Annotated in this window: 19 protein-coding genes and 1 pseudogene; 3 read left to right on the top strand and 17 right to left on the bottom strand. The window is 72.7% G+C overall.

Going from position 1 to position 20,016, the window contains the following annotated elements; genetic code table 11:
- From ABFX54_RS40945 to ABFX54_RS41005, 13 genes are all read right to left on the bottom strand, one after another.
- Positions 1-960, bottom strand: a 960-nt coding sequence (locus ABFX54_RS40945; protein WP_346112250.1) for a serine/threonine-protein kinase, incomplete at its 3' end; no start/stop codon positions are given.
- 90 nt (positions 961-1,050) lie between these two features.
- Positions 1,051-2,448, bottom strand: a complete 1,398-nt coding sequence (locus tag ABFX54_RS40950; RefSeq protein ID WP_346112251.1) for an MDR family MFS transporter — start codon at positions 2,446-2,448, stop codon at positions 1,051-1,053.
- Between the two features lie 4 nt (positions 2,449-2,452).
- The gene (locus tag ABFX54_RS40955; protein WP_346112252.1) at positions 2,453-3,475 is read right to left on the bottom strand and encodes an NAD(P)/FAD-dependent oxidoreductase; all 1,023 of its coding nucleotides are present in this window, start codon (positions 3,473-3,475) and stop codon (positions 2,453-2,455) included.
- A 101-nt stretch (positions 3,476-3,576) separates the two neighbouring features.
- Entirely contained in the window at positions 3,577-4,080 is a 504-nt protein-coding gene (locus ABFX54_RS40960) for a peptidase inhibitor family I36 protein (protein WP_346112253.1), read from the bottom strand.
- Between the two features lie 88 nt (positions 4,081-4,168).
- Positions 4,169-5,371, bottom strand: coding sequence for an erythromycin esterase family protein (locus tag ABFX54_RS40965; protein ID WP_346112254.1), 1,203 nt, complete (start codon positions 5,369-5,371; stop codon positions 4,169-4,171).
- A 97-nt stretch (positions 5,372-5,468) separates the two neighbouring features.
- Positions 5,469-7,397 carry an SLC5/6 family protein gene (locus tag ABFX54_RS40970; protein WP_346112256.1) on the bottom strand — a complete coding sequence of 643 codons (1,929 nt, stop codon included), beginning with the start codon at positions 7,395-7,397 and terminating at the stop codon, positions 5,469-5,471.
- A 264-nt stretch (positions 7,398-7,661) separates the two neighbouring features.
- A complete protein-coding gene (locus tag ABFX54_RS40975) occupies positions 7,662-8,186 on the bottom strand; it encodes a DUF1707 SHOCT-like domain-containing protein (RefSeq protein ID WP_346112257.1) in 525 nt (174 codons plus the stop codon).
- A complete protein-coding gene (locus tag ABFX54_RS40980) occupies positions 8,183-8,986 on the bottom strand; it encodes an ABC transporter permease (RefSeq protein WP_346112258.1) in 804 nt (267 codons plus the stop codon). The genes ABFX54_RS40975 and ABFX54_RS40980 overlap by 4 nt, the downstream gene beginning before the upstream one ends.
- Positions 8,986-9,948, bottom strand: coding sequence for an ATP-binding cassette domain-containing protein (locus tag ABFX54_RS40985; RefSeq protein WP_346112259.1), 963 nt, complete (start codon positions 9,946-9,948; stop codon positions 8,986-8,988). The genes ABFX54_RS40980 and ABFX54_RS40985 overlap by 1 nt, the downstream gene beginning before the upstream one ends.
- Before the next feature lie 17 nt (positions 9,949-9,965).
- Positions 9,966-10,907: a DUF4097 family beta strand repeat-containing protein gene (locus ABFX54_RS40990; protein WP_346112260.1), complete on the bottom strand. Its 942-nt coding sequence runs from the start codon at positions 10,905-10,907 to the stop codon at positions 9,966-9,968.
- The gene (locus ABFX54_RS40995) at positions 10,907-11,440 is read right to left on the bottom strand and encodes a hypothetical protein (protein ID WP_346112261.1); all 534 of its coding nucleotides are present in this window, start codon (positions 11,438-11,440) and stop codon (positions 10,907-10,909) included. The genes ABFX54_RS40990 and ABFX54_RS40995 overlap by 1 nt, the downstream gene beginning before the upstream one ends.
- 303 nt (positions 11,441-11,743) lie before the next feature.
- Positions 11,744-12,889, bottom strand: coding sequence for an indoleamine 2,3-dioxygenase (locus ABFX54_RS41000; RefSeq protein ID WP_346112262.1), 1,146 nt, complete (start codon positions 12,887-12,889; stop codon positions 11,744-11,746).
- A gap of 171 nt (positions 12,890-13,060) precedes the next feature.
- Positions 13,061-13,972, bottom strand: coding sequence for a diacylglycerol/lipid kinase family protein (locus ABFX54_RS41005; RefSeq protein WP_346112263.1), 912 nt, complete (start codon positions 13,970-13,972; stop codon positions 13,061-13,063).
- Positions 13,973-14,689: 717 nt separating this feature from the next.
- On the opposite strand from ABFX54_RS41005, the pseudogene ABFX54_RS41010 reads away from it, so the two are divergent.
- Positions 14,690-15,094, top strand: a pseudogene (locus ABFX54_RS41010) (sensor histidine kinase); the annotation flags it as partial.
- Between the two features lie 69 nt (positions 15,095-15,163).
- Complete coding sequence (locus tag ABFX54_RS41015; RefSeq protein ID WP_346112265.1) at positions 15,164-17,134, top strand: BTAD domain-containing putative transcriptional regulator; 1,971 nt, start codon at positions 15,164-15,166, stop codon at positions 17,132-17,134.
- A 19-nt stretch (positions 17,135-17,153) separates the two neighbouring features.
- Here the strand turns inward: ABFX54_RS41015 and ABFX54_RS41020 are convergent, their stop codons facing one another.
- Positions 17,154-18,047 (bottom strand): M56 family metallopeptidase, encoded by an 894-nt coding sequence (locus ABFX54_RS41020; protein ID WP_346112266.1) that lies wholly within the window; start codon positions 18,045-18,047, stop codon positions 17,154-17,156.
- Positions 18,044-18,409: a BlaI/MecI/CopY family transcriptional regulator gene (locus ABFX54_RS41025; RefSeq protein WP_346112267.1), complete on the bottom strand. Its 366-nt coding sequence runs from the start codon at positions 18,407-18,409 to the stop codon at positions 18,044-18,046. Before ABFX54_RS41025 ends, ABFX54_RS41020 begins: the two co-directional genes overlap by 4 nt.
- A 182-nt stretch (positions 18,410-18,591) precedes the next feature.
- Between ABFX54_RS41025 and ABFX54_RS41030 the strand changes: the two genes are divergently transcribed.
- Positions 18,592-19,245 carry a class I SAM-dependent methyltransferase gene (locus ABFX54_RS41030; protein ID WP_346112268.1) on the top strand — a complete coding sequence of 218 codons (654 nt, stop codon included), beginning with the start codon at positions 18,592-18,594 and terminating at the stop codon, positions 19,243-19,245.
- On the opposite strand, the gene ABFX54_RS41035 is transcribed toward ABFX54_RS41030, so the two are convergent.
- Positions 19,229-19,378 carry a hypothetical protein gene (locus ABFX54_RS41035; protein ID WP_346112269.1) on the bottom strand — a complete coding sequence of 50 codons (150 nt, stop codon included), beginning with the start codon at positions 19,376-19,378 and terminating at the stop codon, positions 19,229-19,231. The genes ABFX54_RS41030 and ABFX54_RS41035 overlap by 17 nt on opposite strands.
- Positions 19,379-19,387: 9 nt before the next feature.
- Positions 19,388-20,016 (bottom strand): acyltransferase family protein (locus ABFX54_RS41040; RefSeq protein ID WP_346112270.1); only part of this gene is annotated, 629 nt, incomplete at its 5' end.

Here is a 20,016-nt window from a genome sequence, read left to right on the forward strand (position 1 = left end):
CCCGTCCAACCCAGGCCGCCCGTCCAACCCAGGCCGCCCGTCCAACCCAGGCCGCCCGTCCAACCCAGGCCGCTCCCCCGACCCGGACCGACCGTTCACCGCTGATCGGTCCGCGAGCGACGCGCCAGGCGCCGCCCGGTCCGCGAGCGCGCGGGCCACCACGGCCAGGGCCCCGGCGCTGGGCCAGCGATCCGCCGGATCCTTGGCCAGCCCCCGCATGACCACCTGGCCCACCGCCGCCGGCACGTGCGCGGGCAGCGGCGCCGGCGCCTCGTTCAGGTGCTTGAGCGCGATAGCGACCGCGTTCTCGCCCTGGAACGGCACCTGCCCCGTCAGGCACTCGTAGGCGACCACGCCCAGCGCGTACACGTCCATGGCCGTGCTGGGCGCGGCGCCTTCGGCCTGCTCGGGGGCGCAGTACACGACGGTGCCGAGCACGATGCCGGTGGCGGTCAGCTTGCCGTCGCCCGCCGCCCGGGCGATGCCGAAGTCGGTCAGCACGACGCTGCCGTCCGGCCGGATCACGAGGTTGCCCGGTTTGACGTCCCGATGCACCACGCCGGCGTCGTGCGCGGCCTGCAACGCCTCGGCGGTCTGCGCGACCAGGTCCATCGCCGCGCCGGCCGGGATCCGCCCGCCGCGCGACAGCAGCAGGTGCAGCGGCTCGCCGTCCAAATACTGCATGACCAGGTACGGAGTGCGCCGCCCCGACAACTCGGCGATCCCGAAGTCGAACACGGCCACCACGCCCGGATGGTCGATCGTGGCCATCGACCGGGCCTCGGCATGGAACCGGGCCGCGAACTCGGGGTCGCCGTCCAGCCCCGCGCGGATGGTCTTCACCGCGACAATTCGGTCGAGCAGGAGATCGTGAGCCCGCCACACCTCGCCATGACCGCCGCCGCCGAGCCGTGACACCAGGCGGTAGCGATTCGCCAGCACGGTATCCGGACTGATCATGTTGCTGACCCCCGCCCTTCGCTCCGACACAAAGTGTCCGTTCTTGAAAGACGGCTCGGGCGGGTCAACGGTTCGAAGATCGGCCGATTTCTACGACGGCGCGCTCGCGGCGCGTACGTTCCGTGGCAGCAGGGCGACCAGCCCGAGCAGCGCCGCGGCGGCCGGAACCCCCCAGAACAGCACCTCAGGAATGGCCGCCGCGGTCGCCGCCGGGCCGGGGACGCGCCCCTGGAGCTCGCGGGTGAGCAGGCTGCCGAAGACCGCCACGCCGAGCGACAGCCCGAGCCCGCGCACGGACACCACGGCCGAGGTGGTGGCGGCCAGGTCGGCAGGAGGGGCCGCGTTCTGCGCGACGACGACCAGGTTCTGCATGAGCAGCCCGAACCCGGCGCCCAGCACCGCGATCCCCGCCGCGAACAGCAGGTAAGGGGCGCTGGGAGTGAGGCCGCCCAGCACCGCGAACCCCACCGCCGCGATGGCCGCACCGGCCATCAGATAGGGCCGGAACCGGCCGCTCGCGCCGACGCGGGCCCCGGCCAGGAAGGAGACCGCCATGAACGTCAGCACGTACGGGTTCAGCGCCAGCCCCGCCTGCGTCGCCCCCATGCCGTACCCGGCCTGCAGATACGTGGGCAGGTAGACGATCGAGCCGCCGAGCAGCGCGCCGAGCAGCGCGGCGGCGGGCAGGGCGGTCCGCAGGGCGGGATGGGCGAACAGCCGGGGCGGCAGCAGCGGGTCGGCCGCCCGCCGTTCCTGCCGTACGAACAGCGCAGTCAGCACCACCAGCGCGCCCACCAGCCCGAGGATCGTCCCGGACGTCCACGCGTATACGCGTCCGCCCCATTCGGCCACCAGCAGAAGACTCACCATCGCGCCCGCGAGCAGCACGGCCCCGGCCACGTCGGCCCTGCCGTGCGCGCCGGGCGTCGGCAGGCGCAGCGCGTACGCGGTGAGAGCCACGCCGAGCAGGCTGAGCGGCAGATTGACGTAGAAGATCCAGCGCCAGCCCCAGGCGTCGGTGATGGCGCCACCGGCGAGCGGCCCGCCCACGCCGGCCAGCGCGAACACGCCGCCGGTGAAGCCCTGCACCCTGCTGCGCAGCCGCGGCGGGTACAACTCGGACAGCGCGATCGTCGGCAGCACGAACAGCCCGCCCGCGCCGATGCCCTGCACCGTCCTGGCGGCGATCAGCTGCGGCATCGACTGCGCCAGGCCGCACAGCGCCGAGCCCGCGGCGAACACGACGACCGCCGTGACGGAGACGGCGCGCCGGCCGAACCTGTCGCTGACGCGGCCGTAGAGCGCGCCGGTCGCGGTCGAGGCCAGCACGTACGACGTGACGACCCAGCCGATCGCGTCCATGCCGCCCAGGTCGGCGGCGATGTCGGGCAGGGCGATGGCCACCACCGTCTGGTCGAGCACCGACAGCAGCATGCCGATCAGCAGCCCTGCCGTGGCGAGGGGGACGTTGCCCGTTCTGGAGGACATGAGCTCAGCCCTCCCGTCGCGCGAACGGGTCGGGCAGGCCGAAATCCTCGCCGAGCAGGTCCTGGTCGACGGCCCCACCGGCCAGGGTGCCGCTCGCGGCGGCGGCGATCACCGCGGCGAGCGGCATGGGCACGGTGCGGCGCCTGGCCATGTCGCCGGCCGCGTACACGCCGGGCACACTCGTCCGGCCGAACTCGTCGATCTCCACGCACCCGTCGGCGAAGGCCGCGCAGCCCAGACGCTCGGCCAGACCGGAGCGCTGGCGCGGCACGTTCGCGACGAACACCGCCGCCCGTTCCAGCGGCGGGCCGCCCTCGAACACGATCTGTTCCAGCCGTCCGTCCGCGCCCTCCAGCCGGGTGACGGGCTCGCACCGCACCGCCACGCCGTACGCGGTGAGCGTCTCCCGCGCGGCCTGGGCCAGCGGCTCGCCGCCGGTGCAGAGCACGACGCCGGTGGCGAACCGGCTCAGCTGCAACGCCAGCCGTACGCGGCCGGGCCCGGCGCCGAGCACCGCGACCGGCAGGCCGGTGCACTCGAAGCCGTGGCAGTACGGGCAGTGGAAGGCCGAACGGCCCCACAGCTCGGTCACTCCGGGGGGGCCGGGAAGCTCGTCGGCCAGCCCGGTGGCCAGCAAGAGCCGCCGCGCGCCCACCGTCCCGCCATCGGACAACTCCACCCGGAACCCGCCACGTGCCACGTCGGCGCCGGGAACGCCCTCCGCGTCCTCCGCCGCGGAGGCCGCGGAGGCCGCGGAGGCCGCGGAGGCCGCGGGGAGCGCCTCCGCGCCGGCGACCGTCCCCGCCAGCGTCCGCACCGCCGGATACCCGGCCAGCTCCCGCCGGCCAAGCTCACGCAGCTCGTCCGGCGGGGTCCCATCCCTGGTCAGAAAGTTGTGCACTGCATCGGCCCGGGCATTGCGCCCGTCCCCGGCGTCGACCAGCAACACCGTGCGGTGCACCCGCCCCAGCACCAGTGCCGCGGCCAGACCGGCCGGCCCCGCGCCGGCGATGACGACGTCGTACATCGTTGCCTCCATGAGTTCGGTTGTTCGAACGGAGGCAAGTCTGCAAGTTAAGGTCAACATGAAGTCAAGTGACTCCACGCGACCCCCGCGCGGGCCGGCCGTCAGTCGGTGTAGCCGCGCGCCGCGTAGTCGTAGGCGTCGTTGTAGCGGACGTACGCCTTCTTCCCCTCGAAGGGCTGGAACTGGTCGGGCTGCCACTTCTTCTTGTTCTTGAGGAAGTAGTTGTCGGCCGGGCACTTACCGCGAGCCCAGAACGAGGAGATCTTGTCGCGCCACCACTTGGTGAATTCGTACTTCTTGCACTTGGACGCGGACGCCTGCCAACTGGCCATCGCACCGCGGAAGTTCGAGTCCGTGTAGACGCAGTAGTACCCGGCCTTGCAGTTCTTCGCGGTGGCCGAAAGCACCACGGAGACCGCGCCGCCCTCATAGGAGATCTCGTTGTTGCTCACCTTGGTCCCGTTCGGGAAGGCCGCCATGTACGCCTCGACCCTGGCACTGCCGGCGGCAGCCTGGGCCGGGACCGCGCTGGAGGCGACGATCCCGGCGGCGACGGCGACACCGGCGGTCTTCAGTGCTTTGACGAGAAGCGGATGCTGACTCATTTCGTCTCCTTCTCCGTGTGGTCGCCACGAAGATAGGCACCCCGATGTTGAGCCCCCGTTGAGTCCCCGTTGACCCCGGTGCTCGTGCTCAGGCCGGTGGCAGGTCCTTGATGTAGAGGAGGCCGTCGTACGTGGGCGGATGGGTCGGGTTCAGGGGGATGTAGCCGTAGTACGGGGATTCGCGGGGTGCGGGGGCGGCGGTGAGGGTGGCGGCGAGGTGGCGGGTGTCGATGAGGTGGCGGTCGCCGGGGAGCTGGTGGAGGAGGCCCTGGAGGGTGTCGGGCGGTGGGGCGGGCACGCCGTGGTGGGCGATGGTGCCGACGTCCGTGGCCAGGAAGGCGTAGTCGTCGCCGAGGCGGGGGCTGACCAGCGCGCCTGCGCCCCACCAGTCGAACGGCCGGCCCCCCATGGTCAGCGTGCCCTTGTCGCGCTGGAGGTGGGTGTTGTGGGCGTAGACCAGGGTCGGGCCCTGTTCGGCCAGGGCGAGGAGGTTGGCGGCCATCATCGTGTCCCGCACGCTCGCCAGCCGGGGCCAGCGGGCCGGTGAGGTGTCGGCCATCCAGTAGTGGTAGCGCATCAGGCCGGTGGCGGTGCGACCGTACAGGCGGGCCCGTTCGAGCTCGTCGGGGGTGGAGGTCGCGATCAGGTGCGGCAGGGACGCGTCGAACAGGGCCACCAGGTCGTCGGCGAGCAGCCGCAGTTGCCTGGCGTCGTCGGAACGGCCTACGGACTTGGACGGTTCCCAGGCGGCGGCGGGGTCGGTCCAGCGTTCGTCGGTGCCGATGAGCTGGTCGAGGGTGTCGGCGGTGCAGGGGAGCAGGGCCGGCTCGACGCGGGCGGCGAGGTAGGCGTGGAGTGCGGTGAGGACCTGCCGGGGACTCGCGGCGGCCTCCGTCTCCAGCGGGCCGTCGAAGCCTGCGAAACGCAGCTGCTCGGCGGCGGGCCTGCCCTCGTTGTACGCGCGCATCCAGCGCACGAGCTCGCGGTTGCCCGGTGACGTGCCCCATCCGTGGCTGATGCCGCGCTCCACGACCTCGTCGAGCGTGCCTGTGCCGGAGGTGACGTAGTCGTCCACGGTCAGGCCCGCCAGGCAGTCGCTCTCAAGCGCGATGATCCGGTAGCCGTCCTGCTCGACGAGCTGCCGGAACAGGTCGTTGCGTACGTCGAGCAGGAGCTCCTCGCCATGGGTGGGTTCGCCGAGGGCGAGCAGGCGCGGCCGGGCCCGCAGGAGTCTGGAGACGGTGGCGGCTTCGACGGCATGGGCGGATTCCTGGATGATGCCGATGTCCATGCCTTCAACGGTATCGTTGAACTTTCGGTGTGAACTTTGGCCGACATCTCCGTGGTCGTGGCGGTGAAAGCTTCAAACGGGGGGCAACGCCGGGCGGTCAGCCGACGTGGACGACCGGGCGGCGGGCGGGGTCCGGTTCGGCCTGGCGGAGCACCTCGCGGGTCAGGGGTGGCACGTCGCCGCCGCCGAAGACGAGGTAGCGCAGCAGCGCGCCGATGGGGTTGCCCTCGGCGGCCCAGTGGAAGTAGACGTGGGGCGTCTTGCCGTACGTGTCGCGCAGGTGCAGCAGCAGGGCGGCGATGGAGTTGGCCACGGTGGTGCTCTGCAGGCGCAGGATGCGGAAGCCGTGCCGTTCCTCGCCGACCACACGCAACTCGCCGGCGAACTCCGAGGCGTCGGGGATGGTCACCTCCAGGAAGATCAGGCCCTCGCTGGTGCGTAGCCGGTGCAGCTCCCACGCCTCGCGGGCCTTGTCGACGTACTCCTTGGCGTCACGGGTGTGGGGCTCGTTCGCGATCAGGTAGATCTCGCCGGCCTCGTTGATGAAACGGTGGGCGCAGTCGTCCAGGCTGATGGTGGTGACGCGCAGTTCGGTGGAACGGGTGGCGCGGGAGACCAGCGAGATGACCACGATGGCCAGGACGAACAGCAGGGCGATGACCAGGCCGTCGGGCCGTTCGATGATGTTGGCGACGGTGGCGTAGGCGAAGATCAGGCTGATGAGCCCGAAGTAGGCGGCGGCCTTGAACCGGCGCCCGGTCCAGGCGGCCAGCGTGACGGCGACGCCGGCCGACAGGATCAGGGCCAGCACCCCGGTCGCGTACGCGCCGCCCTGAGCCTCCACCTCGGCGTCGAAGAACACCGTGATGAGGAACGCGATGCCGGTGAAGACCAGCACCATCGGCCGGGTGGCGCGGGTCCAGTCGGGGGCCATGCCGTAGCGGGGCAGGTAACGCGGGACGATGTTGAGCAGCCCGGCCAGGGCGGAGGCCCCCGCGAACCACAGGATGGCGATGGTGGAAAGGTCGTACGCGGTGCCGAACCAGTCGCCCAGGTAGAGGTGGGCGAGGTAGGCCAGGGCGCGGCCGTTGGCCGAGCCGCCCTCCGCGAACTCCTCGGCCGGGATGAGCACGGTGGTGGCGACGCTGGAGGTGATCAGGAAGACGCTCATGATCAGGGCGGCGGTGGTCAGCAGCTTGCGCGCGCCCCTGATCCGTTCCGCGAGCTCGCCCTTGACCAGGGGCATCACGGCCACGCCCGTCTCGAAGCCGGACAGGCCGAGGGCCAGCTTCGGCATCACGTACAGGGCGACGGCCACCATGGCGATCGGGCTGGAGTAGTCGGAGGCGAGCACGTCCCGCCAGCCGGCCACCTGCTCGGGCCGGGTGAGCACCCGCTGGACGGCGGTGCCCACGACGACCAGGTTGAGCACCAGGTAGACGGCGACGAGGACGACCGCGATGGAGATGGCCTCGCTGAAGCCGGCCAGGAACACCCCGCCGAGCGCGGCGATCAGGGCCAGGGTTACCGGCACCTGCCAGCCCGCCCAGGAGTGCGGGACGAAGGGATTGTGCAGGATGTGCGCGGTCGCGTCCGCCGCCGACAGCGTGATGGTGATGACGAACGCGGTCGCCACGAACCCGAGCAGGAACAGCACCAGCAGCTTGCCCCGCCAGCCGGGCAGCAGCCGCTCCAGCATCGACAGCGAGCCCAGCCCGTTGGGGCTGTCGGCGGCCACCTTCCGGTAGACCGGCAGCGCGCCCAGCAGCGTCAACGCCACCAGCAGGAGCGTCGCCACGGGGCTGAGCGCGCCGGCGGCCAGCGCGGCGATGCCCGGCTGGTAGCCGAGGGTGGAGAAGTAGTCGACGCCCGTCAGGCACATCACCTGCCACCACTGGTGCCGGTGCCCGGCGGGCTCCTCGGCGGCGGGGCGGTTCACCGGGGTCTCGGGGGTGGGCAGGCCCTTGAGCAGCCACCGCCGCAACGGCGTGTCGGGCACGGCCGCACGCTGGTCCACCTCGGTCACCTGGGTCCTTCCGTCGTCAAGGGGACGTCAGGACGAAGACACTAGTGAGGCAAGTACGGGTACCAGCGTGATCATGGCGTCAATAAAACGTCAATATTCGGGCGGATGGGGTCGGGTCGGGGCGGGTGGTCTCATCCGCAGGGAGGCCGGACAGGTAACTGGTGGCCGGGATCTCACCTGCGGGCAGGCGGACTGTAGGGATCGCACTTTGCGGGAAGGGTGGCTGCGGGGTCACGCCCGTGGGCGGGGCGGCCGTGGGGGAGGTCAGCTGCGGGATGGGCGGATGACGAGGCGGCCGTAGGGGAGGGCGCCGGTGACCTGGACGTGCAGCTCGCCGGGACGCCGGCGGCCCGGCGCCTTGCAGATCACCCGGCCCCATTCGGCCCGCACCCCGTCGGCGTCCACGCTCGCGCCGGCGGGCACGATGATCGTGGCCTGGCCGTAGGCGAGGTGGAGCTCGATGTCGACCTGCGGGTGCCGGATGACGGCCCGCGACAGGTCGAGCCGTACCCTGCCGTACGCGGACTCGATGTGCAGGCGCCGGGGGACGTTCCAGTCGCCCGACCGCTTGAGGCCCCCGCCGACCGACTGGAGCCTGACCACCTCGTCGTGGTGCGGCAGGTCGGCGACGACGAGTTCGAGCTCCCGGAGCGAGCCGGCGCCGAGCGCGCGTTCGAGCCGCCGCTCCAGCTCCTCCTGGTCGAGCCGCCCGTCGGCGTACGCCTGCTGCACCAGCTCCACCGCCCTGTCGCGGTCCCCGTCGGAGACCCGTGCCGTCGCGGGGTTCACCGGCTGACGGCTCTCTTGTACAGCCGCGTGGCCAGCGGCACGAACACGGCCAGCAGCATGACCGACCACGCCAGCGACACCGGCACCGCGTGCTGGAGCGGCCACGCGGCGGGCGTGGGAATGGCCGGGCTGGTGTTGCCGAACAGCTCGCGCGCGGCCTGGACCAGCGTGGAGACGGGGTTCCACTCGGCGATCGGCTTGAGCGGGCCCGGCAGGCGGGCGCTGTCGACGAAGGCGTTGGACAGGAACACCATCGGGAACGACAGGATCGTGGCCACATTGTTGAACACCTCGGGCGTACGCAGGGCCAGCGCGACCGTCGCCGTCACCCAGGAGAAGGCGTAGGAGAACAGCAGCAGCATCAGGAAGCCCAGCGCGGCCTCCGGCGGCGAGGAGTTGATCCGCCATCCGACGAGCAGCCCGACCGCGACCATCGTGACCATACTGGTCAGGTTCATGATCACGTCGGCGATGGTCTGGCCGGTCAGCACCGCGGACGGGGACATCGGCAGCGTGCGGAACCGGTCGAAGATGCCCCGCTGCAGGTCCTGCGTCAGGGTGTAGCCGGTGATCTGCGCGCTCGAGACGATGGTGAGGACGAAGATCCCGGGGAGCAGGTATTCGCCGTAGGACATGCCGGGCAGGCTGATCATGCTGCCGAAGACGTAGGTGAACAGCAGCACGAACACGATCGGCAGCATGACCACGCCGCCCAGCAGGTCGGGGGCCCGGCGGATCTTCAGCGCGTTGCGCTTGGCGATCGTCACGCCGTCGGCGACGGCCAGGTTGAGGGCGTTCATCACACGGTCTCCTTGACCTTCTCGTCGGCCTCGTGTCCCGTGAGAGTGAGGAACACGTCGTCCAGGGTCGGCCGGCGCAGCCCGGCGTCGCGTACGGTGACCCGCTCGGCGGCCAGGCGGCCGAGCGCGGCGGTCAGCGCGCTCACGCCGCCGCTGACCGGGACCGTCACCCGCAGGACGTGCGGATCGCGCTGCGGCGCCCCCACGGCCAGCGGCGCCAGCGCCCGCTCCGCGGCCTCCAGATCGGCCGGGCTGGTCAGCCACACCTCGACCCGGTCGCCGCCGACCTGCCGCTTGAGCTGGTCGGAGGTGCCGAGCGCGATCACGTGCCCGTGGTCGACCACCGCGATGCGATCGGCCAGCCGGTCGGCCTCCTCCATGTATTGGGTGGTGAGCAGGACCGTGGTGCCCTCCGCGACCAGCTCGGAGATGACGTCCCACAGGCTCGCCCTGGCCCGCGGGTCGAGCCCGGTGGTGGGCTCGTCGAGGAACAGCACCGGCGGGTTGGCCACCAGCGCCCCGGCCAGGTCGAGCCGCCGCCGCATGCCTCCCGAGTAGCCCTGCACCGGCCGGTCGCCGGCCTGCGTCAGGTCGAAGCGCTCCAGCAGCTCACGGGCGCGCTGACGGCTGCGCTGCACGCCCAGGTGGTAGAGGCGGCCGACCATCTCCAGGTTTTCGGCGCCGGTGAGGTGGTCGTCCACGGCCGCGTACTGGCCGGAGGCGCCGATGTGGCCGCGCAGGGCGCGTGCGTCGCGGACGACGTCGAACCCGGCCACCGTGGCGTGCCCGGCGTCGGGGCGCAGTAACGTCGTCAGGATGCGCACGGTGGTGGTCTTGCCGGCGCCGTTCGGGCCGAGCAGCCCGAACACCGTGCCCTCGGGGACGGACAGGTCCATCCCGTCGAGGGCGATCACGTCGCCGTATCTCTTGACCAGCCCCTCGGCCATGATCGCGTCAGGCATGTGTGTCTCCTTGATCGTCAGGATCGGTGGATGGAGATGTCGCCGTGCGCGGTGTGCGCGCGCACCTCGACGACGTCGTCGGTGTGCCCGGGGCCGTCGCTGGACTCCAGCTCGACGTCCACGGTGCCGTAGGTGGAGCTGAGGTCCAGCCAGGCCGCGCTGCCCTCGCGGATGCCGAGGTCGAGGCCGCCGCCGGTGGTCTCCATGACGACCGAGCCGGCCACCACCTCACCGATGCGCGCGCTGCCGTACGAGGTCTTGATGGCGACGCCGGACAGGGCGCGGTCGACGGCGATGTCGCCGTGGGAGGTCTGCACCCGCAGCTCCCCGGTGATCTCGCCGAGGCGCAGGTCGCCGTGGGAGTTCTTCAGCGCCGCCGTGCCGTCGATCTCGCCGATCCTGATGTCGCCGTGGGTCGTGGTGACCTCGGCGTGGCCGGAGGAGCGGGTGACCGAGATGTCGCCGTAGGTGGTCTTCAGTCGCAGCCGGCCGGCCTCCTCCACGTTGACGTCGCCGTAGGTGGTGGTGAACGCCACCTCGCCGAGCGGGCCCCGGCAGTGCAGGCCCGTCGCCGCCTTGGCTTCCACGCGGGAACCGGCGGGCAGGTCGATCGTCACCTCGATCGAGCCGCTGTGGCCGAGCAGCAGCGAGCGTGCCCAGGACGTGGGCGACTCGACCAGTTTGTCGAAAGACAGGCCCCAGCCGAGCGACGTGGCGGGCCCCGCGCCCTCCACCCGGAGCAGCAGCCTGCCGCCGGTGAGGTCGACCCGCGCCTGCCGGGCGGCCTCGACGTCGGATTCGTCGAACTCGTTGCTCGGGCGCACCTCCACGACGGTGTCGGTGCGCTCGCTCGCGCTGATCCTGATGGTGGCCGTCGGCAGGTCGATGACGACGAGGACGGGCTCGGGAGTGTCGAAGGTCGGCATGGGGATCCAGTCGTCGCGGGTTGACGTGGGCATCAGCGCACCCAGCCGCTGTAGCGGTTGCCGGCCTGCCGTGGCGCGCTCTTGCCGGAGCGCCGGGTGTCCTGGCCGGGGTCGAGGGCGGCGGAGACGGCGCGTACGAGCCACGCGTTCACGGACAGGCCGTCGCGGGCGGCGGCCTCCTCGATGCGCGGCTTGAGGTGCTCGGGAACGCGCAGGGAGATGCGGGACGTGCCGCCCTCGTCGGCGTCGGGCGCCATGGGTGGCGGTGGTGGCGGGGCGGGCGGGCCGTGCCGCTCGCCGTCGTCCTCGAACGAGGCGGCGACCAGGGGTGGCGTCACCACGAAACCGGGTTCGCGGCCACGCAGGCGGACCTCGACCGAGCCGGGGGCGAGGTCGCGGGTGATCTCGTCCGCGGCGGCGGACAGGGCCTCCAGCAGGGCGAGCCGGGTGGCGGACTCGAGCGTCGCGGCCAATCGCTCGGCCAGCGCCCGCGCCTCGTCACCGCCCGCCGCGGCGGCGATGGCCAGATCGCGCCGGAGATTGTCAACGTACGGAGCCAAGTCCATGACGTCACTATGGCATCATCGTGGCGTCATTTCAAGTGGGCTCATGTAAGTGGATGGAGTCGTCATGGCGTCATGTGGCGTCATGTGGCGTCACCAGGCTAGCGGCTCCCGCACGATCGCGGTCTTCCGTCGAGGGCGGCGATGAGCTCGGGCAGGCACGGCAGGATCCGTACGCGTTGCGCCGGCGTGGTGCCACGGCAGGATCCGCACGCGCTGGGCCGGCGTGGTGCCACGGCAGGCGATCAGCAGGACGACCGCCACCGCCGGCGAACGCCCGCCGGCAAGCCCCCGACACCTCGCTGATCAGGACAGCAGGTGGCCGACGGTCTCCTCGCGGGCGCGGCGGAGGAAGCCGGTGTAGTCGCTGCCGCCCGTGCCCTTGGCCGTGCCGTCGCGTTCGAAGCGCTGGATGTAGCGGCCGGTGATGCCGATGTGCTGCGCCCTGAGCCGGGCCAGCGCGTCCACGGCTCCGTTGTACGCCTCCGCCAGCCGTGGCCGGTCGCGGCGCCGGTGAGCCACGTAGTCGCGTACCGAAGGGCCGGTCTCCAGGTCGGTGAGGAAACGGCGGTGCGGCGCCGGCATGTACGCGCGCATGCCGGTGAGGAATCCGGCGGTCACCTCATCGTCGTGGCGGATGCCGAGCCCGGCGTCGAACGACTGGATCAGAGAGCTCTGCGCGGCGCTGCCGCCGGCCAGGACGACGGGCCCGCGGTTCACGCCCTCGAAGATCAGCCCGGGTTCGGCCCAGCCGGTGAGGAACGGCCTGATCCGGTGGAAGAAGACGTGCGGGTCGCACCAGCGTTCGATGCCGAGCAGCGCCTCCGCCGTGCGGCCGAGCACCTCCCGCACGCCGAGCAGCGCCTCCGTCAGCCGGTCGGGGTCGTCGGCGGCCACGGCGTCGCGGGCGAGTACGAGCAGCGGCAGCCCGGGCGCGCCGGCCAGCTCGACGCCCACGGTGGCGAGGTAGAACCACTTTTCGTCCACGCCGCCGAGGAACGTCACCTGGGTGTCGATGTTGGACGTGCTCAGCGGCTCTGTGCGGTCGAGGCGGCGCCAGTTGTTCAGGACGATCGAGGCGTGGGCGATGATCGGCGGCCGTTCCAGCAGGCGGGCCAGCTCGTCCAGGGGGCGGGCCACGGGGGCGGGGAGGGTGCGGGCGGGGGTGGTTGGTCCCCATACGTGCGCGTTCGCCAGGCAGGTCAGCAGCAGCATGGCGCGTTCGCGCTCTCCGTGTGAGCTCAGTTTGTCGAGCGTGAGCAGGGGCAGCGACGTGACTGCGCCGCGCAGGCGATCCGTCATGATCAGGGCTGACAGGTCGCGTACGGTGCGCTCCCAGGGGCGGTAGTACGGCGGCAGCGCGTCCGGCGGGTCGTCGGCGGGGACGAATCCCCGGACCGGGTCGATGGCATAGTCGCCCAGGCCGGCCATCCGTCCCGCCCCAGGTGTCATTGGCCCCTCCAGCCCGGGCGCCGACTCACGCACATGAACTCCGCCAAACCGGCCCCCACGCCGTCTCATGTGTCATGGGTTCTTCCGGTCCGTGCCCCTGTGCTGTTCCGGGCTCCTCTGGTCTGGATGCCCGCACCGTTCGAGGATTCTCCAGGTCGGCCGGATCCGTGGTCATCGGTTCTTCCCCGGCGAACCGTTGGCGGGGGCGAGGATGCGCCAGGACGCGGGATGCACCGTCCAGGTGTAGGAGGGGCCGGCCTGGCAGAGCTCCCCGTCGGCGTTGGCCGGGACCGGCTCGCCGTCGATGGAGATGGCGCGCGCCCTGAGGGTCACCACGTCGTCGTGGCGGCGCTGCCTGCCGAGCCGCAGCAGCACGCCGAAGGTGAGCCGGGCCAGGGGCGAGACGGCGAAGGAGACGACCACGTCCGCCAGACCGTCGTCAGGGCGGGCCTGCGGGGTGAGCGGGGTGCCGCCGCCGATCGAGGTGCCGTTGCCGACGCCCACCATCAGGATCCGCCGCCGGCCGTCGGCGATGGTCCTGCCGTCCGCGCGCACCCGTAGGTGCCAGCCCTTCGCGCGTACGCCGGCCAGCAGCGCGCCCGCCGCGTACGCGACCCGGCGCAGCCACGGCTTGAGCGGTGTCGCCTCCTCGGCGGCCAGTGCGCCGACGCCGACGTGCACGGCGTTCACCACGATCGTGCCGTCGCCGGCCACGAGCAGGTCCATCGGCCGCTCCCGGCCCCGCAGGATCACCTCCGCGGCCTCGCACGGGTCGAGCGGAATGCCCAGGGAACGTGCCAGGTCGTTGCCGGTGCCCATCGGGATCAGGCCCACCGGGCGCTCGGCCAGCTCGTCGCGGGCCAGCAACTCCGCCACCAGCGTGTGCAGGCTGCCGTCGCCGCCGAGTACGACCGGAATGCGATCGGTGTGCTCGGCCAGCGCCCGGCCGATGTCCTCCGGCCGTTCCGTCACCTGCTCCACGACGTCGGCCCCGCCGGAGAGGACGTCCAGCACCGCCATGCGCCGCTCCTCGCCGGCTCCGCCCGCGGCCGGATTGCCCATCACCAGCAACCTGCGAGCCATCGCGCCTGACCTCCCCGATCCGTGCCCTGTCAGAGTCCTGCCCTCCCGGCCTTGCCTTCCCGGAGTCCTGCCTTCCCGGAGTCCTGCCCGGGGGCCTGCTCTTCCGGAGTCCTGGGCGCTCGATGCCCATGATTCGCCCCGCGAAACCGCGCTGGTGGAGCCGGTGACCCCAGGGCCGGCATCCACGGCATCGACGACACCGAGGGGAGTGCATGGCGCAAAGGGCGTGGATGACGCGGGACTGCACCGAGGGCGCGGGTGCTGGGGGCGTGGATGGCGCAGAGATGCGAAGGGTGGCGCGGGTGACACCGACGGCGTGAAGGGGTGTGTGGTGCGGCGGATGCAGGAGATATGGGTGGTGCAGGAGGTGTGCATGGTTCGGAGGTGTGGGTGGTTCAGGGGGTGTGGGTGGCGCGGTGGCACGGGTGGCGTAAAGGCGGGGATGGCACTGACGGCGCGGGTGGCCGAGCTGGAGCGCTTTTCCGAGCCGGTCGCCGCAGGTCGGCGGACAATGGATGGAGCGTTCCGGTCGACGAGAGGAGACCCGTGGCGGTCCGAAGGTCGCGACATGACGCTGGAACCAGCCGCCGAGGAAGTGTGGCGGTTGCTGGACCTGATCGCCCCTGACGTGCGGGCGGTCGCCGAGGCGGAGCCGCGGGCGGAGGGATTCGGCCCGGACGAGCCGGAGGGGCCGTCCGCGTCTGACAGGCCGGACGGGCCGACCGGATGCGCACCGCGCTGCTCGCCGCCGTCAGCCACGACCTGCGCACCCCGCTCGCCTCGGCCAAGGCCGCGATCGAGAGCCTGAGCGGCACCGAGGTCGCCTGGTCGCCCGAGGACCGCGCCGAACTGCTCGCCACCGCCGCCGAATCCCTCGACGAGCTGGACCGGCTCGTCGCGAACCTGCTCGACACGAGCCGGCTGCAGGCCGGCGTGCTCGGTGTCGCTCTGGAGCCGGTCGATCTGGAGGAGATCGTCCCGCGCGCCGCCGACGACCTCGGGCCGCCGCGCGACCGCGTCGAGTGCGACCTCCCCGCCGGGCTGCCCGGCGTCCTGGCCGATCCGGTGCTGCTGGAGCGGGTCCTGGTCAACCTCATGTCGAACGCCGTCCGGCACAGCCCGTGATCCGGCGGGGAGCGGCGGGCGAATCAGTTCCCGGAGGGGATTGCCGCCGCTGGGAGGGGCGAGGCGTTGAACGAACCACATATTTCCGGCATATCGGCCGGGTTTCCTGACGCGTGGGTCGGGCGGGCGGCCGTGACCTGGGGGCTGCCCGCGGCGGCGGATCCCGGGGCGGTCCTGCCGTGCGTGGTCCTTGTGGACCGGGCGGGGGGTGCCGAGTTCGCGGGGCTGCAGCGGGGGCTGTCCGCGCTGGGCGTGCCGAGCCTGCGGATCGACGCCCAGGCGCTCGCGGGCCTGGCGCTGACCCTGGAGGAGGACGGCTCGCTGCGGATCGACGGCCGCCGGATCGTCCCCGCCGTCACCTGGGCCCGTCACCTGCCGTCACGTGCGGCGCCCGGCCACGCTTTCCCGGCGCCGTCCCCGGTCATGGCCGGCCCGTGGCACGCGCTGATCGGCCGGCTGCCGGAGCTGTCCAGGGTGCGGCTGCCCGGCGCGGGCGATCCAGGGCGGCTCGTACGGCTGAGGGACGCCGCCAGGGCGGGCATACGCACCCCCAGGACGATCGTCACGACGGACCCCGCCACGGCGGCCGGAACCCTCGGCGGCCCCCGCGCCGTCGTCAAGCCCCTCGACCGCCACACGACAGGCACCACCCCCAGCCTCGTCACCTGCCCCGTGCCAGGAACCAGCACAGTGCCAGGAACCGGCGCAGTGCCAGGAGCCGGCGCGATGCCGGGAGCCGGCGCGGTGCCGGGGCTCGGTGTGCTGCGGGGAACCGGCGCGGTGCCGGGGACCGGTCCGGTGCGGGGCGTGCCGGTCATCGTGCAGGAGTACGTCGAGCACCGGGCCGAGCTCCGCGTCCACCACGTGGACGGCGTCCTGCGGGCCTTCCGCGTCACCAGGCCCTCACCCACGGCCGGCCGGCACCACCCGGCGGTCACGGTCGCTCAGGTGGCGGTCCCCGAGGCCGTCGCCAGGGCCGTGCGCGAGCTGGCCGGGCGCTGGGAGCTGCGTTACGCGGCCTTCGACTTCCTGCTGACCACACGGGGCCCGGTCTTCCTCGAAGCCGACGGCGACGGCGACTGGCACTGGTACGAGACCAGGGCAGGCGTGGAGGACGTCTCCCGCGCCGTGCTCGCCATGGTCCGCGACCTGCATGCCCGCGCCGCCCGACGGAACAGCGCGCCGGCCCCCGGCACCACGGCGGGAATGCCGGCAGGCCGGACGGCCGGGCGTGCGTCGACGGGCCGAGCGGGGGAGCCGGTGGCGGAGGACGCTGGTCTGGCCGCTGACGCGGGGCTGGACGCTCGCGTGCTCGGGCCGCTCGACCTGAACATGGCCGGCACGCCCGTTCCCGTCACCGCCAGGAAGGCGAGGCTGCTGATCGCCGTCCTGCTCACGCTGCCGAACGAGGTGGTCCCCACCGAGCAGCTGATCGCCACGCTCTGGCGGGACGCCCCGCCGCTCACGGCCCGCAAGAACCTCCAGGTGTACCTCTCCACGATGCGCAGGCACCTCGGCGACCGGATCTCCTTCCACGGCCGGGGCTACCGCATGGCCGTGGAGCCGGAGGAGCTGGACCTGCTCAGGTTCCACCGGCTGGCCGGCACCGGGCGCGACCTGCGGGGCAGGGGAGAGACCGAGGCCGCGCTGGAGGCGCTGGAGGGGGCGCTGCGGCTGTGGCGGGGCGGGCCGCTCGCGGAGTTCGCCGGGGTGCCGATGCTCGACGAGGCGATCGGCCGTTTCACCGAGGCGTACCTGGCGGCCGGCGAGGACTGGGCGGAGCTGGCGATCGAGCAGGGCCGGCCCGCCGAGGCCCTGACGAGGCTCGACGAGGTGCTGGAGCTCTCGCCCGACCGCGAGCGGCTGGTCGCCGCCAGGATGCGGGCTCTGGCCTGCTGCGGTCGCACCTCCGAGGCGCTGTCGCAGTACGAGAACGTACGCCGCGATCTAGCCGCCCGCCTGGGCCTGCCCCCGAGCCCCGCCCTGACCAGGCTCTACGAGGAGATCCTGCGCGGCGAGAAGCAGGGCGCGGCCTGAGAACCGGGCAGGGGAGGCGTCACAGCAGCACCAGGACGAGGTTGACGTGATGGGTGACGGTAGGGGAGATGGCGCCGCCGGTCGCCATCCAGGCGCCGCCGAACAGCACGGGCCCGGCGATCCGGCTGTCGGGCGGAGTGCGTCCGAGCAGCGCGGTGACCCTGCGCGTGACATGGGAGCCGGTGAGTGCGAGCCGGCCCAGCCCATCATGAGGGCCGGAAGGGCCGGCCCCCATGATGGGCTGGGCCAGCGCGACCCGGGCGATCGTCCGCGCGGTCAGCACCCGGTCGCCGACCGCCACGGCGGCCTCCTCGTCGGCCCAGCGTTCGAGCGCGTACCGCAGCGCCCGGTACGGATACGCCAGGCAGGGAAAGACGCGGATGAAGACCGAGCCGGCCACCAGGTAGAGGTGGTGTCGGTGCCTGAGGTGGGCGGCCTCGTGGCGGAACACGACCTCGAGCTCGCGCCGGGACAGCAGCCCGACCAGGCCGCTGGAGAGGATCACCCCGCCCTCGTGCCCCGGCACCGCCATCGCGTACGGCCGTTCGTCGGCGACGACGCCCGTGCCCAGGGCCCTGGCCTCGCGGAGCTCCCGCCGCCAGCGCAGCGCGGAGCAGGCCACCGCCACGGCGATGAGCACCAGCAGCGCCCCCGCCGCGACCCCCACCGGAAGGGGGACCCGGCCGTTGTCGGCCAGCAGGCCGCCCGCCAGCGCGGCCTTGGCCGGGGTCCACACGCCGGTGGCCATCACGACGAGGAAGGTCAGCAGGCCGAGCACGGCCGATGCGGAGGCGCCGATGAACAGGATCAGGATCCGCGCCGTCCAGGCGGGATGCATGCGGGGCTGCCGCCACGCGACGACCAGGGTGCTCAGCGCCAGCAGCGCGGTCGGCAGGTAGATCTCCAGGTTCACCGCTGCTGCTCTCCCGTCTCGTCGAGCAGCGCGCGCAGGGCCTCCTCCTCCTTGGGGTTGAGGCCGTGGACGAACTGGCTGAGCACCGCCGACGGATTGTGCGCCAGCCGCAGATGGCCGAACATCCGCTCGGCGGCCAGGCCGGGCTCGTCGGCGGTCAGCCGGTAGACGTAGGCCCGCCCCCGCTTCTCGCGGTCGACCATGTTCTTGTCCAGCAGGCGGAACAGGATCGTGTTCACCGTCGTGTACGCGGCCCCGCCGGCCAGCCGGTCGCCGATGTCGTTGGGCGACAGGAACCCGTCCGCCCCCGCCAGCACGGCGAGCACCTCGGCCTCCAGCTGCCCGAGCTTGCGCCGCGACATCGAACCGCACCTCCACCGCTCCGACGGCCCTCTCTGCCGGAACCGTATCCCATCCTCCGGCCGGTGGCAGGCCGGGCGCGTCCACCACGCGGCTCCAGGCAGCCGTGCGGCGGGCCGCGCGCTGCTACGACATTTGTCGTAGAAGAAAAGGAGTGACCCCAAGGAGCGACCCAAGGAGCGACATGGCCAAGGCGGGCGACGCCCTTCACCGCGCATTCTTCGGCCTGCTGGCCCGCCTGCCCGCCACGGGCGCGCAGGAGTCGGTACGCCGCTACTTCGACTGGTGGCACCGCCGGCCCGACCCCTGGCGCTACACCAGCGACAGCTACGAGCGCGACCGGCACGCGGCGCTGCTCGGCTGCCTGCCCCGGCGCGAGTACGCCCGCATCCTCGACGTCGGCTGCAGCGAGGGCGTCTTCACCGACCTGCTGGCCACTGCCCACCCGGGAGCGGAGACGCTGGGCGTGGACATCTCGTCGCAGGCCGTCCGCAGCGCCGCGCGACGCGCCGCCTCAGCCGCCCGCTTCGCCTGCCTGGACATCCGCAGGCACGCGCCGCAGGGCGCGTTCGACCTGGTGGTCTGCACCGAGATGCTCTACTACGTGGGTGGTGCGCGCAGCCTGCGTCAGGTCTCGGGCCGGCTGGCCGGCCTGCTGGAGCCCGGCGGCGTGCTGATGGCCTCCCACCCGTTCCCGGAGTCCAGGCGGCTGCACCGCCACTTCTCTGCGGCGGGCTCGCTACGCCAGATCGAGGAGCTCGTCGTACGCGGGAACGGCCGCCCCTACGGGATCTCGGTGTACAGCCGCGCGCCGGTCACGTTCACCGCAGCCCCCTGACGGACAGCAGGAACGAGGCGGCCCCCATCGCCACGGACAGCACGACCAGCAGCGCCGCGCCCACGACCAGCAGCACGCGGCGCCCACGCGTGGGCCGTCCTGAGCGCTCGTCGTCGCGCGGAGGGACAGCCATAGGCGGACGTTAACATCCGGGCCCCGCCGCGACCGGCGCGGACGCGCGGACGACCGGCTCCCGCCTGCTCGTCAGTGCCCGCCCCAGACGCTGCGCGGGCACCTCGACGACCCGGTACGTCACCCAGCTCGCGGCCAGCACGCCCCCCGTGACGAGCACCGTGGTGACCGCCTGGACGGGCAGGGAGGCGGCACGCAGGTCGCCCGCCAGCTCGACCAGCACCTTCAGCAGCGGGACGTGCGTCAGGTAGAGCGAGTAGCTGACGAGCCCCAGCCACGCCAGCGCCCGCGGCACCCGCCGGTCCCGCAGCGCCATGCCGGCGGCGAAGGTGAGCGCGGCGAGCGTGAGCGTGGTGATCCACACGTCGGGCCGCACCCACCACCATCCGGCCTGCGGCGCCCACACCGGCGCCACGGCGACGAGCGCGGCGGCGGGCACGACGGGCCAGAGCCGGCCGGTGCCGCGCTCCCACCGGTGCACGGCCGTGCCGACGAACATGACCGCCAGCATCGCCGCGCCGAACCAGGGCGTGCGCCCGCTGAGGAACAGCAGCGCGACCGCCCCCGCGCCCAGCGCGCACGTCGCGGCCAGCGCGGCCCGCCGCGCGAGCACGCACGCCAGGCCGGCGGCGAAGCCGG

This window comes from Nonomuraea maheshkhaliensis, from assembly GCF_039529435.1.
Taxonomy (GTDB): Bacteria; Actinomycetota; Actinomycetes; order Streptosporangiales; family Streptosporangiaceae; genus Nonomuraea; species Nonomuraea maheshkhaliensis.

Coding starts and splice junctions, on each gene's coding strand:
- ABFX54_RS41035 (WP_346112269.1), bottom strand. CDS start 19,378: ATGGCTGTCCCTCCGCGCGACGACGAGCGCTCAGGACGGCCCACGCGT.
- ABFX54_RS40990 (WP_346112260.1), bottom strand. CDS start 10,907: ATGCCCACGTCAACCCGCGACGACTGGATCCCCATGCCGACCTTCGAC.
- ABFX54_RS40980 (WP_346112258.1), bottom strand. CDS start 8,986: ATGAACGCCCTCAACCTGGCCGTCGCCGACGGCGTGACGATCGCCAAG.
- ABFX54_RS40955 (WP_346112252.1), bottom strand. CDS start 3,475: ATGTACGACGTCGTCATCGCCGGCGCGGGGCCGGCCGGTCTGGCCGCG.
- ABFX54_RS41025 (WP_346112267.1), bottom strand. CDS start 18,409: ATGTCGCGGCGCAAGCTCGGGCAGCTGGAGGCCGAGGTGCTCGCCGTG.
- ABFX54_RS40985 (WP_346112259.1), bottom strand. CDS start 9,948: ATGCCTGACGCGATCATGGCCGAGGGGCTGGTCAAGAGATACGGCGAC.
- ABFX54_RS40950 (WP_346112251.1), bottom strand. CDS start 2,448: ATGTCCTCCAGAACGGGCAACGTCCCCCTCGCCACGGCAGGGCTGCTG.
- ABFX54_RS41005 (WP_346112263.1), bottom strand. CDS start 13,972: ATGGCTCGCAGGTTGCTGGTGATGGGCAATCCGGCCGCGGGCGGAGCC.
- ABFX54_RS40960 (WP_346112253.1), bottom strand. CDS start 4,080: ATGAGTCAGCATCCGCTTCTCGTCAAAGCACTGAAGACCGCCGGTGTC.
- ABFX54_RS40995 (WP_346112261.1), bottom strand. CDS start 11,440: ATGGACTTGGCTCCGTACGTTGACAATCTCCGGCGCGATCTGGCCATC.
- ABFX54_RS40965 (WP_346112254.1), bottom strand. CDS start 5,371: ATGGACATCGGCATCATCCAGGAATCCGCCCATGCCGTCGAAGCCGCC.
- ABFX54_RS41000 (WP_346112262.1), bottom strand. CDS start 12,889: ATGACACCTGGGGCGGGACGGATGGCCGGCCTGGGCGACTATGCCATC.
- ABFX54_RS41030 (WP_346112268.1), top strand. CDS start 18,592: ATGGCCAAGGCGGGCGACGCCCTTCACCGCGCATTCTTCGGCCTGCTG.